The 13331-nt window shown below is 57.9% G+C and carries 13 protein-coding genes; 8 read left to right on the top strand and 5 right to left on the bottom strand.

Features of this window, described 5'->3' with window-relative positions:
- Entirely contained in the window at positions 1-702 is a 702-nt protein-coding gene (locus ABUK12_RS21115; RefSeq protein ID WP_410013650.1) for a type 1 glutamine amidotransferase, read from the bottom strand.
- Positions 703-749: 47 nt separating this feature from the next.
- On the bottom strand, positions 750-1415 hold the full coding sequence (locus tag ABUK12_RS21110) for a GntR family transcriptional regulator (protein ID WP_410013649.1): 666 nt from the start codon (positions 1413-1415) through the stop codon (positions 750-752).
- A 576-nt stretch (positions 1416-1991) separates the two neighbouring features.
- Between ABUK12_RS21110 and umuD the strand changes: the two genes are divergently transcribed.
- The 4 genes from umuD to ABUK12_RS21090 all read left to right on the top strand — a co-directional run bounded on the left by umuD (position 1992) and on the right by ABUK12_RS21090 (position 7059).
- Positions 1992-2423, top strand: coding sequence for a translesion error-prone DNA polymerase V autoproteolytic subunit (gene umuD, locus ABUK12_RS21105; protein WP_410013648.1), 432 nt, complete (start codon positions 1992-1994; stop codon positions 2421-2423).
- A 2-nt stretch (positions 2424-2425) separates the two neighbouring features.
- Positions 2426-3694 (top strand): translesion error-prone DNA polymerase V subunit UmuC, encoded by a 1269-nt coding sequence (umuC, locus tag ABUK12_RS21100; protein WP_410013647.1) that lies wholly within the window; start codon positions 2426-2428, stop codon positions 3692-3694.
- A gap of 191 nt (positions 3695-3885) precedes the next feature.
- Positions 3886-4812: a ketopantoate/pantoate/pantothenate transporter PanS gene (gene panS / locus ABUK12_RS21095; RefSeq protein ID WP_410013646.1), complete on the top strand. Its 927-nt coding sequence runs from the start codon at positions 3886-3888 to the stop codon at positions 4810-4812.
- A 396-nt stretch (positions 4813-5208) separates the two neighbouring features.
- Positions 5209-7059, top strand: a complete 1851-nt coding sequence (locus ABUK12_RS21090) for a DUF3413 domain-containing protein (protein ID WP_410013645.1) — start codon at positions 5209-5211, stop codon at positions 7057-7059.
- A 210-nt stretch (positions 7060-7269) separates the two neighbouring features.
- On the opposite strand, the gene ABUK12_RS21085 is transcribed toward ABUK12_RS21090, so the two are convergent.
- The 3 genes from ABUK12_RS21085 to ABUK12_RS21075 form a co-directional block, all read right to left on the bottom strand.
- Positions 7270-7815, bottom strand: a complete 546-nt coding sequence (locus ABUK12_RS21085) for a YfaZ family outer membrane protein (protein ID WP_410013644.1) — start codon at positions 7813-7815, stop codon at positions 7270-7272.
- Between the two features lie 145 nt (positions 7816-7960).
- Positions 7961-8137 (bottom strand): DUF3606 domain-containing protein, encoded by a 177-nt coding sequence (locus tag ABUK12_RS21080; RefSeq protein ID WP_410013643.1) that lies wholly within the window; start codon positions 8135-8137, stop codon positions 7961-7963.
- 262 nt (positions 8138-8399) lie between these two features.
- Entirely contained in the window at positions 8400-9230 is an 831-nt protein-coding gene (locus ABUK12_RS21075) for an SDR family oxidoreductase (RefSeq protein ID WP_410013642.1), read from the bottom strand.
- Between the two features lie 117 nt (positions 9231-9347).
- On the opposite strand from ABUK12_RS21075, the gene ABUK12_RS21070 reads away from it, so the two are divergent.
- The 4 genes from ABUK12_RS21070 to ABUK12_RS21055 all read left to right on the top strand — a co-directional run bounded on the left by ABUK12_RS21070 (position 9348) and on the right by ABUK12_RS21055 (position 13322).
- Positions 9348-10238, top strand: a complete 891-nt coding sequence (locus ABUK12_RS21070; protein WP_410013641.1) for a LysR family transcriptional regulator — start codon at positions 9348-9350, stop codon at positions 10236-10238.
- 75 nt (positions 10239-10313) lie between these two features.
- Positions 10314-11486, top strand: coding sequence for a hypothetical protein (locus ABUK12_RS21065; RefSeq protein ID WP_410013640.1), 1173 nt, complete (start codon positions 10314-10316; stop codon positions 11484-11486).
- 205 nt (positions 11487-11691) lie between these two features.
- Positions 11692-12543, top strand: a complete 852-nt coding sequence (locus tag ABUK12_RS21060) for an ABC transporter ATP-binding protein (protein ID WP_410013639.1) — start codon at positions 11692-11694, stop codon at positions 12541-12543.
- Entirely contained in the window at positions 12540-13322 is a 783-nt protein-coding gene (locus ABUK12_RS21055; RefSeq protein WP_410013638.1) for an ABC transporter permease, read from the top strand. The genes ABUK12_RS21060 and ABUK12_RS21055 overlap by 4 nt, the downstream gene beginning before the upstream one ends.
- Positions 13323-13331: the final 9 nt, after the last annotated feature.

Genomic DNA, 13331 nt, shown 5'->3' with positions numbered 1-13331 from the left:
TTAACGTGCGATAAACGCCGCAAAGCGGGTCAGCATGGTTTTGGCCGCCGCGGCTTCGTCGGCGGTAGCGATAAGATGCCCGATATCCGCCCCGTCGCGCTCCATGGTGGCGCGGTTTTGCTCAAACCACAGCGGCGCCTGCCGCAGCGTAATTTCCGGATGGCCCTGGATACCCCAGATCGGCTGATCTTTATAACGCCAGATTTGGTTGGGGCATTGATCGCTGGCCGCGAGGATGGTCATGTCGGGATGGGTGGCGCGCACTTCATCGTTGTGCCAGACAAACATATACACCTGCGGCACGATGCCGGAGGCGATGGCATCGCCGGCGGCCGCGGGTGTCGCCTGCAGCCATTTATTGCCGATTTCGCACGTGGGGCGCCGGAAGACCTGATCCCGCCCGCACAACGCCGAGGCGAGGATCTGGCTACCGAAACAGATCCCCAGCATGGGGATGCCCAGGCCGGCGGCTTGCATGATCAGCTGGTGTTCACGGTGGATAAAGGGAATATCTTCATAAGCGCCGTGCGGGCTGCCTGAAAGAAAAATGCCGTCATAACCGGCCAGGTCGGCGGGAAATTGGTTCTGGTAGGCCCAGTGGCGATCGACCTCAAGCCCCCATGATTCAAAACGATCGTCCAGGCGGGCGATCGTCTGTTGCGATTGGCCGTTGTGAAGATACAGCAGACGCTTGCGACCCATCGGGCCCTCCTGATACTCGTTAACGAACCGCTGTCGGCGGCCGGTAGTTAGCGCGAACCGCCGCCGGTGACCGACTGGAATATGGCGTTGCGCGCCCCTTCGATATGCCGCACCATCGCCTGCGCCGCACGCTCGCCGTCGCCCGCCTCAATGGCGTCGACGATCGCCAGGTGTTCATTGCGCCCCGGTTCAAAACGCGAGGGCACGGTCTCTTTGCCAAACATCCGGGTGCGGGTGCGCAGCTCGCCTATCAGGCGCAGCAAGAGCTTATTGCCGCTGGTCTCGGCGATACTGAGATGCAGGAAATCGTCGACTTCCCAATGATGGCCGGCCGTAACCTGATCGGGACCGGCCATTTCCATCAGTCGCTGGCGGATGGCGTCCAGTTTCGCGGCCGACATCTTGCCGGCGGCGCTGCGGGCGGCGTCGGCTTCCAGCAGCATGCGCACCGACATGATTTCTAAAATTTCGCTTAATTCCACCCCGTTAACCAGCAGCGTCCGCCCCGATCGGCGCAGATAATGGCTGCCTTCCAACCGGCCGAGCGCCTCGCGCACGGGCGTACGCGACAGGCCCAGCTGTTCCGCCAGCCGGCGTTCGTTTACCACGTCGCCATTGGCCAGGGCGCCGGCCTGGATCATGCGCAGCACGGCATCAAAGGCATTTTGCGTTAACGATTGATCGTGCGGTGGGGGTAATTCCGTTGCTTCCATTATTGCCTCCGTACTGCATGATTTTTACCCTGCCCTCTTTTTGTATTCTATTTGTATACCATTTGTCTACCGCAACATCCGCCGCTTAAATGCCCTGAACGTCTGATAACAGGCGGCGAATTGCAGTAAAATAAGCAAATCTTATTTCTTGACCGGCTGCGGACGCGTCCGGCGCCGGGCGAACGTATACCGCCAAGGCCCGTAGCAGGCATTGCGCGGGCTGAGCAGGGGCAGAATAAAGAGCGGCGGGGCGGCAAGCGAAATAGTAATGCAGTCATTTTTGATCTGGCTGGCGCGCAGAGATAGGTTATCCGTATGGCGGTGTTTTTCCCGCGCCCGCGCCCTGGGGCAACATAAGGTTGCCGCATGAAACCAATAACATATCCTAACTAATAATTAGCTATATAAATTATATACATGAGCGAGATAACGCCGACGCATGGCCGGTCAAATTTTTTGATCCTTATTTATCAGCCAGCTAATCGCTTTTTAGGCCGCTATCCCGCTTTGGTGTCTTTTCAAACCGCCTGATTTATTTATACTGGACACATAAACAGTATTAATGGATTTATCAGCATGAAGATCATCACGACATTTTTTGCGCCCGCCGGCCTGTTGCCGGTGCTGTCCCTGCCGCTGTTCGCCGACCGGTGCCGGGCGGGTTTTCCCTCGCCGGCCCAGGATTATGTCGAAAAGACCCTCGACCTGAACGAATACTGTATCCGCCATCCCAGCGCCACCTATTTTGTCCGCGCCAGCGGCGATTCCATGACCGACGCGGGTATCGGCGACGGCGATCTGCTGGTGGTGGACCGGGCGGAAAAAGCCGGCCACGGCGATATCGTCATCGCCGCCGTCGACGGCGAATTCACCGTCAAACGGCTCTGCCTGCGGCCGCGCCTGGCGCTGCAGCCGATGAATCCGGCGTTCCCCGAACTGTTTCCCGACCCCGACACGCTGGAAATTTTCGGCGTGGTGCTGTTCGCCGTTCACGACACCCGCAATTGATCATGTTTGCCCTGGCCGACGTCAACAGCTTCTACGCCTCATGCGAAGGCCTGTTCCGTCCGGATCTGCGCGGCGTGCCGATCGTGGTGCTGAGCAATAACGACGGCTGCGTGATTGCCCGATCGGCGGAGGCGAAAAAACTCGGGGTGAAAATGGGCCTGCCCTATTTTCAACTGGAAGCGTTATTGCGCCGGCAGCGCATCGCCGTGTTTTCCTCGAACTACGCCCTGTACGCCGATATGTCGGCGCGGGTGATGGCGACGCTTGAAGCCCTGGCGCCCCGAACCGAGGTGTACTCCATCGACGAAGCCTGGATGGATGTCGCCGGCATAAATGCCAGAGTACCCTACGATCGGTTCGGCCGGCAGGTGCGCGCGGCGGTGCGGGAGGTGACCGGATTGACGGTGGGGGTAGGCATTGCCCGCACCAAAACCCTGGCCAAACTGTGCAATCATGCGGCCAAGCGGTGGCCGGCCACCGGCGGCGTGGTGGCGCTTGACGATCCGATCCGGCTGCGCAGGCTGATGGCTTTGACGCCGGTTGAGGATGTGTGGGGCGTTGGGCGGCGTATCGGCAAAAAACTCACCGCCATGGGCATGCAGACCACGCTGCAGCTGGCCGACGCCAATATCCATTTTATGCGCAAAACCTTCGGCGTGGTGCTTGAGCGCACGGTACGGGAGCTGCGCGGCGAATCCTGCCTCAGTCTGGAACAGCAGCCGCCGGCCAAGCAGCAGATCGTCTGCAGCCGCTCGTTTGGCGGCCGGGTCACCGATCTTGCCGCCATGCGCCAGGCGGTCTGCCGCTACGCCGGGCGCGCGGCGGAAAAACTGCGCCAGGAAAAACAGTATTGCCGCCAGATAGCGGTATTTATCCGCTCATCCCCCTACGCCATCAATGAGCCTTATTATGCCAACGGCGCCAGCGAAACGCTGCTCACCGCCACCCAGGATACCCGGGATATTATGGCGGCCGCCGTGCGCGGCCTGGAGCGCATCTGGCGCGACGGCCCCCGTTACGCCAAGGCGGGGGTAATGCTGAATGATTTTTCTCCCACCCGCCAGGCCCAGTTCCAGCTGTTTGACGACCATCCTCCCCGTCCGTCCAGCCGTGAGCTGATGGCGGTGCTCGACCGCATCAACCAGACCGGTATCGGCCATATCGGGTTTGCGGGCCAGGGCATCGCCCCCGCCTGGGCGATGAAGCGCGAGATGCTATCGCCGGCTTATACCACGCGCTGGGGGCAATTGCCCGTCGCCAGGATAATCTGATAGGACGCGGGGTTAAAAAAGCCGCGCGGGCAAGGCCGGCACAGCCGGCAACGCGTTTTATTGACGGTAATATATTGCCACCCATCCGGATTGACGGTACAAATAAAGCCGCTATGGCAAGCGCGGGGGCTGTATCAGCTCCCGGCAACACAATTTACCTATTAAAATAAGATAATAAGGACACACCTCACATGTTAGCCAAGATTACCCGCCTGTTCCCGCTGTGGGCTGTTTTGCTGTCCATCGCCGCGTACTATTCCCCGACCACCTTTACCCGCATCGGGCCCTATGTGAGCATCCTGCTGATGCTGATTATGTTCGCCATGGGCGTCACGCTCCGGGTGGCTGATTTTAAACGCGTGCTCTCCCGCCCGGCGCCGGTTATCGCCGCCACCTTCCTGCACTACCTGGTGATGCCGCTGGCCGCCTGGATACTGGCCAAGCTGTTCCAGATGCCGCCCGATCTGTCGGCGGGCATGATCCTGGTGGGCAGCGTCGCCAGCGGCACGGCCTCCAATGTGATGATTTACCTGGCGAAAGGCGATGTGGCGCTGTCGGTGACCATTTCCGCCGTGTCCACCCTGGTGGGGGTTTTCGCCACGCCGCTGCTGACCCGGCTGTATGTGGATGCGCAGATCAAGGTCGATGTGGCGGGCATGCTGCTGAGCATTTTGCAGATTGTGGTTATCCCGATCTTTGCCGGCCTGGTTGTCCATCATCTGTTTACCCGCGCCGTTAAGCGCGTGGAGCCTTGGCTGCCGGCGTTTTCAATGATCTGCATCCTGGCGATTATCAGCGCGGTGGTGGGCGGCAGCCAGGGATTTATCGGCTCGGTGGGGCTGGTGGTGATCGCGGCGGTGATCCTGCATAACGGCATCGGCCTGCTGAGCGGCTACTGGGGCGGAAAACTGTTCGGCTTTGACGAAACCACCTGCCGCACGCTGGCCATGGAGGTCGGCATGCAAAACTCCGGTCTGGCGGCCACCCTGGGCAAGATTTATTTTTCCCCCCTGGCCGCGCTGCCCGGCGCGCTGTTCTCGGTATGGCACAACCTGTCCGGTTCGGTGCTGGCCGGCTACTGGTCCGGCCGTCCGATCAAGAACGTGAAGCCAAAATAACGGCGCTACGCTATCAATGACGCCATGCCGTCCGGCGCAGAGGTTGCGCCGGCGGTTAACGTATCAGAAAGCTTAACGGAATACGTCCGCGCGGCGCGCCCGTTTGATAAATAAAACCGCGGTGATTCCACCGTCGCCCATCGACGGCTTTTCGCGCTGATGTGGCCATGGCCTCCTCTGGCGCCGTTGACGACGGCGCCTGTCGTTTTCCCCATGTTCTCACCCGCTCGCTATGCTTAAGCCAAGTTAATCGATAAAGCCATCCTATAACCGGCTGATAATGAGCGGCGCGTTACAGTTGTTTACTAAAATAGATAGCCGGTTAAACACAATTTGGGTGTTAAATCTCACCGCCTCTCAGCTCGCCGCTCTATTTGCCATACAGGATTACTGAAGATGACGCTTAGATTGAATGCCTTTAGTTCATTTAAACCCAATGTAAGATGGGCAACGGTGTTCTGGTTATTAAACGCTGTGTTACTGACGGCGGTAAGTTTCCGCTATTGGCAATGGATCAGCATTCCGGCGGGGGATTACCGTTCGGTTATCTATTTGCTTACCGCCCAATACGCCCTGTTCGGCACCATCTGCCTGCTGGGCCTGGTGCTGAATTGCCTGTTGTGCCTGTTGCCCGGTCGGCTGTTCCGGGGCATCGGCATCCTGCTGGGATTCTGCGCCGTTGCGGTGCTGGTTGTCGATACCCTGGTGTTCGCCCAATACCGCTTTCACCTTAACGGCGTCGTGCTCGAAATGCTGTTCGAGGGGCGCGACGTGGTCGACCTCTCATGGTACACCTGGCTGGTGGGCGCGGGCATGGGGCTGGCGCTGCTGGCGCTGCAACTGCTGTTTAACCGCCTGGCGCGCGCCGTACGCCGTCTAAGCACGCTCAGGACGCCCGGCTACAGCCTGATGGCGCTCAGTATCCTGGTCAGCCAGGGTATGCACGCCTGGGATGACGCCAACTATAGAACCCAGATCCCAAGTTATACCCATGATTTTCCGCTTTATTACCCGCTGACGGCCAAGTCCAGGCTGGTCGCCTGGGGACTGGTGGATCCCTCCCTGGCATTGAATAAAGAGAACAATCTACAGGCTGCGCCGGAAGGGACATTGCATTACCCCCTGCACCCTATCGCCTATGCCAAGCCGGCCCAGCAGCCCAATGTGCTGTTTATCCTGATCGACGCCTGGCGCTACGACGACGCCAATGACCGGGTGACCCCCAACGTCAGCCGGTTCGCGCAGCAGGCGCTGCGCTTCCATCAGCATCGCAGCGGCGGCAACTCTACCGAGCCGGGCATATTCAGTTTGTTCTACAGCCTGCCGGATACCTACTGGCTGGCGGTGCGTAACAGCGGCCAGCGTCCGGTGCTGATGCAAACCCTGGCCGACGAGGGGTATCAATTTTCCATTCACGGGTCGGCGGATCTCAACCATCCGCCGTTTGACCGCACGGTATTTTCCCATATTCCCGATTTGACCATCAGCAACAGCGAACCGTCTCCCGCCCGGCGCGACCGGCAGATCACCGATGCCTTTAAGCAGTTTATCGATAAGCGGGACGCTAAAAAGCCGTTTTTCGGTTTTCTGTTTTATGACGCGGCCCACGGCTACGACCTGCCGCCCGACGCGGCGACGCCGTTCAAGCCCTATTGGGAACGCGTGGATCACATTAAACTCAACAACGATTTTGACCCGACCGAATACCATAACCGCTACCGGGACGCGCTGTATTATGACGATAGCCTGATAGGCGAGGTGTTGGCCAAACTGGCGCAGGCGGGGCTGGACAACAATACCCTGGTGGTGATTACCTCCGATCACGGCGAAGAGTTTAACGATCATAAAAAGAACTACTGGGGTCACGGCAGCAACTTTAGCGACGTGCAAATCCATGTGCCGATGTTTATGAAGCTGCCGGGCGGCGAAAGCGGCGATATCAACCGGCGCACCAGCCATTTCGATGTGGTGCCGACGCTGATGCAAACTATTGCGGGCGTCACGACCCCGGTGGGCGACTACAGCGTGGGACGCAATTTATTGCAGCCCGACGCGCCGCGTTCCGACGATATCATTGTCGGCAGTTATTACAATTACGCGGTGGTGTCCCCCGATCAGATTGACGTCGTCTACCCGGGCGGGATCTTCGAGACCTTTACGCCGGACCTGCAGCCCAGCAAGCAGCATCTGCTGCAGGGCGAGCGCCTGCGTAATATTATCGGGCTGATGTCGCGGTTTAATAAATAAAACGCCACCGCCCGGCGGCGGTCTTGTTCAGACTGCTGACAAGCGTGCACATGAGCTAGCGGTGGGTATGATGGGTAGGCTCAGTAAAGCGTAGCGCACCAGGGATGGCGCGCACGACGTTGCCATCAAACTCAACAAGACCGCCGCCGGGCGGTCTTGTTTCGATCAAATGAAATCGCAGGCATGATGAGGGGAGGACGAAGACGCCCCTCAGAAGTTAAACGCGCCGCCGATATACGGGCCGTCGGCCAGGATATTGTCGCGGTCGCCGTCCTTGCCGTCCATCGCCATATAGCGGTAACCGACGCTGACGGTTACCAGCGGGATGGCGGTCAACCTGACGCCGGCATTGGCTTCGGTATAGTTTTCCACGCCGCTGGAAAGGGAATCCGGCGAGTAGTAATAATCGCCATACAGGCTGAACAGGCTGCCCACCGGCAACTGCAGGCCTCCGCCCACGGCAATGGCATAACCTTCATCGCCGTCTTTTGGCCCCACATACAGTCCCTTGCCGCCCACGGTGCCCATAAACGGGCCGAGGGGAATATTGTAACCGAGGCCGAGGCCGGCGACATCGCCGTTGTCATCGTTATGCGCCCAATTGCCGCTGACGGCAATGCCCGGCGTAGTGGTCCCGAAACCAACGCCTACGTTGGTATAATGTTCGCCGACTTCACCGGTTACGCTTACGGCATTGGCGGATGCGGCGGCCAGTAACAGGCTGGCGGCGGCACCAGCAATAAAAAACGTCTTCATTGTTTTCTTCCTGAATCATCAAAATGGTCGGGAAACATTCCACCGCAGGAAGTTTAACGCAAAGAGTTGAAAGTGTAATGAGGTTAATTATATAAATTTCAGATACAAGCATTCATCCTGATTGGCGCGCCCCGCCGCCGGCGCATTATTTACCACAATGCTCCTTCACGTCTTTCGTGCCATTGCCGACCGCCCTGATGGCGGCGGAGAGTTTTTGTTTGGTGATTCCTAAGGTTTGCGTCCAGTACTCCACTTCCCACGGTTCCCGCAGGCTGATAAAATTTTTATCTTTCGGCTCTTGAAGATGAATTTGTTCACTCATTTCGTCGTGTCCCTGCTGATGGGAATAGCCCCATACCAGTTATAAGTTTATATAACTGAATAGCAACAGGGATTATTTAACTTTTGGGGCTGGATCATGACCCTGACCGAATAAAGCCGTTTATCTGCAAAACGTGAAAAGGATCGCAGTAACTTTTATTGTCTGCGGGAAATGTCGCCGCCCGGTAAATTACTAAATTAATCATCGCGCAGAGGATCGGCACCCGGAATCATTCCCGCCGCCCTGCGCGATATCTTGTCTTTCACTGGTCAATATCGGTCGATAGAGCAATGTCTTTTTGCGCTTCCAGCGCGGCCAGCCGCTGCGTCAGCGTCGCGTGGAGATGATCATAAGCCTGGCTGCCCAGCGTCAGCCGCCGGGGAGCGGGGCTGCGCTCCACGCTGGCCATGATTTCCCGGACCATCTTTACCGGGTCCCCCAGGATCGGGAAAGCCTCAGCGGCCAGCGCGCGACGCATATCCCCCGCCGGGGTGGCGTCATACTCCGCCATCGGCGGCGGGGTGATCAGCGCGCCGCCGAAGCCTGTTTTCGCCGGTCCCGGTTCCACCAGGGTAAACTCGATATTGAACGGCGCCACTTCCTGGGCCACCGCCTCGACGAATCCCTCGATACCCCATTTAGTGGCATGATACAGGCTGAAATTGGGATAGGCGGTTTGGCCGCCCTCCGAGGATATCTGCAGGATCCGCCCGCCGCCCTGGCGGCGCAGGTGCGGCAAGGCGACGCGGATAAGCTGGATCGAGCCGATGAGATTGGTATCGATCTGATGACGGATCTGCTCATCGCTCGCCTCCTCGCCCGCGCCGAACACCGCATAACCGGCATTGCTCACCACGATGTCGATACGGCCCCAATGCGCGACGGCCTGATCGAAAACACGATGCACCTGCTGCGTATCGGTAACGTCCAACGACGCCACCCACAGACGGTCGCCATACCGCGCCAGCAGATCGTCAAGCGCGCCGGTCTTGCGCAAGGTTGCCGCGACGCGATCGCCGCGCGCCAGGAGTTTTTCCGTCAGTTCCCGGCCAAGTCCCGAGGACGTGCCGGTAATAAACCACGTTCTAGACATACGCTGTCTCCTTATTGTTAAGGCGCCGCTATGATGGCGCGTTAACTGAGTATAAGGCCCGCAGATCCATGCTACTATCCGTACAATATCGCATGAAGAAGTGAAATAAACCCAGCAATGAAAAAACCCGATTTAGCGGATTTAACCGCTTTCGCCGCGATAGTCGCCCATCGCAGCTTTCGCAAGGCGGCGGACGAGCTAGGCCTGTCCCCCTCCACCCTCAGCCATATGATGCGGGTGCTGGAGCAGAATATGGGGGTGCGGCTGCTGCACCGGACCACCCGCAGCGTGGCGCCCACCGAGGCCGGCGAGCGGCTGGTGTCCCGTCTGCGCCCGTTGCTCAGGGATCTGGATTCGGCGCTGGAGGATGTCAACGAATTCCGCGACCGGCCCAGCGGCATATTACGCATTAACGCCAGCGAGCCGGCGGCCCGGCAACTGCTGGCGCGGGTGGTGCCGGCGTTTCTGGCGCGCTACCCGGAAATGTCCCTCGATCTGGTGACGGAGAACCGGCTGGTGGATATCGTCGCCGGCGGTTTTGACGCCGGCGTTCGCCTGGGCGAGGCGCTGCCGCAGGATATGATTGCCGTGCGTTTCGGCGGCGAGGTACGTTTTGTGACGGTGGCCGCTCCCGCCTATCTGGCGGGCCGCAGGCCGCCGCAGACGCCGGACGACTTGAAAAGACATGAATGCATCCGCCTGCGCCTGCCCAGCGGCAAGATTTTCCGCTGGGAATTTGCCCGCAACGGCCAGGAAATCGCCCTCGACGTGCCCGGCGCCCTGACCCTGGACCACCTGGGCCTGATGGCGGAATCCGCCGCCGCCGGACTGGGCATCGCCTACTTACCCGCGCCGGTGGCCCAGCCCTATATCGACCAGGGTAAACTTATCCGGGTGCTTGAGGAGTGGTGCCCGCCGATACCCGGGTTATTTTTATATTATCCCGGCAATCGCCATGTGCCGTTGGGGCTGAGGGCATTTATTGCCGTATTGAAAGAAGTTGATTAGTTTATTCGTAGATATTATTTTTTCAAATAAATTAATATCTGGCATTAATTAAATTCAATAGCACCGCGCATTGCAATGCTATTACCTGTTCGCGTAAACTGCGCAGCGCATTACTTATTGCGCACTATGCTTCGGCACTTATGCCATCAATATAATGCTCACTCCCATCGACATCATTATCCATTAGGTTTCTACTATATGCCTTTAAATGTAACACTCGCCTCGGCACCGCAAAATCAGCCATCCCTTACCGCCGGCCATAGCAGCACCGCGCACGACCACCATCTTGCCGGTGACCTTTTAATTGCATTGTTAAAAAAAACCGGCTACGCCGCAACGCCGCTTCCCGCAGAAATAGGGAATGTGACTATAGATAGCAATAATATCGATTTTTTTAATGAGATTTTCGTTAAAACGTATACCGCTACCCGTGATAAAAAAAACGTTCAGGACATCCGATTCGACAACGCATTCACCCTTTCGCTGCTCGACTGCGATGGCGGATTGGTAATAGCCTATGGCGAGAAAGTCTTTGAGCTGTCTAATATTACTATCGAATTATTAACGAATTTAATCATAAGCGATTACCATGATCATCCCGCCGCCTACGATAATACGCTGCTGGCGGATTTTATCCTGATGCAGACAGCGCTGAGCGACGATACCGATAAAATCGATATCCATAAAAAAATCGATATCCTGCATAATATATACCACGACATTCCCCAGCCCTGTTTTATTGCCGCCGCGTATATGATGGCGCACAGATCCATCAGTCCTTTCGACTTTTCCGTACCGGCGTCGATCCTGGCGCCGCTCAGGCAAGGCGGGCAGTTCGACATCGGCTTATGCATGCTGGACGGTAACGATATCAGCCAGGAGCGCCATGGCGTCGATTTTACCCTCACGCGCCATGATAATCAGAAAACCAGCCTGCAGGCGAATGTCCGCCCCCGGGATTTATTTAACCACGCGGCGGAGATCCGGCATTTCCTTGCCGCCAACTTTGGCGACCACTGTATTTTTCTGACCAGCAGCTACAGCGCCGGCCATTTTTGCTATTATGATATTAAAAATGATATTGTTTATTCCGGTGGGACAAAGGCGCTTTCCGCGGCAGCCTCCGGCATACATTTCGTCGACTATATGGCAACAAAATATAATAAAGATAATGAAAAGCAGCAAATCACTTTGTTTTGCACGAATAATAGCGCGGATGAAGTAGCGAAAATCATCGACAGCTTCTGATCAACCCCGCGTCATCAGCACCACCAATACGCCTTCTGCACCTGGCCGGCGCTTATCCTTAAGCAGCTCAGCCGATGCATTTAACTCATATTTAATCCCGGTTTATTTATTAGAGCTTCCATTATTTTCCTCACATACTGAGCCATGTCAAATCACCCCAGACACCCGCGGTGAGCTGCTCACAATATGCATTAAGGATCATTTTATGGTTGCCGTTTCACCCCGCTTTACGGGGGCTATTGTCCGGGGCGCGCCGGGCGATACGCTTTCTTCGCCGCCGGGCATTGCCCCGGCTGACCCGATGCTTAACGCCGAAGGTATTTCGGTCACCTACCGTACCCGTCGTGGGATAATAGAAGCGCTGAAACAGGTCAGCCTGCGCATCGGCACGGGCGAGTTCGTCACGCTGCTGGGGCCGTCCGGCTGCGGAAAATCGACGCTGCTGAAAATCGCCGCCGGCCTGCTGCGTCCCTCCGCGGGGCAAATTACCATTGCCGGCAAGCCGTCCCACGGCCCTAACCGCAATATCGGCGTGGCGTTCCAGAAACCCACCCTGATGCCCTGGAAAACCGTGCTGGAAAATATCCTCATGCCGGCGCATACGCTTAAGCTGGATTTCACCCGGGCGCATGCCCGCGCCCTGGAACTGCTTGCGCTGGTGGGACTGAGCGAATTCAGCCACAACTACCCTAATGAACTGTCCGGGGGCATGCAGCAGAGAGTCGGGCTGGCGCGCATGCTGCTGGGGGATCCCAAACTGTTATTGATGGATGAGCCCTTCGCGGCGCTGGATGCCATGACCCGGGAAACCCTGACCCTGGAACTGCAGCGCGTCTGGCTGCAAGACCGGAAATCCGTGCTGTTTATTACCCATAGCATCCCGGAGGCGGTGTTCCTGTCGGACCGGGTCCTGGTCATGTCCGCCCGCCCGGGAACCCTTATCGAAGACTACCGGATAACCCTGCCGCGGCCCCGATCGCCTGAGACCCTCTCCTCGCCCCCGTTCAGCGAGGCATGCCGGCACCTGCGCCGGCATTTTATGGAGCACGCGCAATGAACCGGATCCTATCGGTGATTTATCCGCTGATAACGCTTACGGTATTGTTGCTGGCATGGCAACTGGCCGTCAGCCTGCTGAATATTCCGGAATATATTTTACCCGCCCCCACCGCGGTGTGGACCACCCTGCTGGATCTGTTCCGCCAGGGCGTTATCTGGAAGCATATCGGCTATACCCTGTCGGCCACGCTTATCGGGTATGCGCTGGGCAGCGGCTTTGCCCTGATCGCCGGCGCCGCGCTGGCGGAATCCGCCACCTTCGAGAAATTCGTTTACCCGCTGCTGGTGGCTATCCAATCCACGCCTAAAGTGGCCCTGGCGCCGCTGATCCTGGTCTGGTTTGGTTTCGGCATCGCCTCCAAGGTGGTGCTGGTGGTGCTGTTATGCTTTTTCCCGCTGTTTATCAATACTCTGGTGGGATTTAAGCGGGTAGATGCCGACCTGATTGACGCCTGCCGGGCCTTTTCCGCCTCCCGCTGGTATATCTTCCGCCACGTTAAGCTGCCGTCGGTGGCCGGGGATATTTTTGCCGGTCTGCAGATAGGCATTGCGCTGGCGCTGATTGGCGCCGTGGTGGGCGAACTGGTGTCGTCGGAAGCCGGGCTCGGTTACATGATTGGCGCCGCCGCGGCGAATTTAAACGTCAGCACGATGTTTGCCGGCGTATTCCTGCTGGCGGTGATAGGGCTTATCGGGGCGCAAAGCGTGCGCTGGCTGCACCGGCGCCTGGTTTTTTGGGAAACACCCCGGGCCGATGATACCCGCACGGTGCGCTAACCCCAGGTT

The sequence above is a fragment of the Sodalis sp. C49 genome (assembly GCF_046352915.1).
GTDB lineage: Bacteria > Pseudomonadota > Gammaproteobacteria > Enterobacterales > Enterobacteriaceae > Acerihabitans.
Note: the sequence above shows the minus strand (reverse complement) of the source record. Positions and strands in the feature narration are given on the sequence as shown.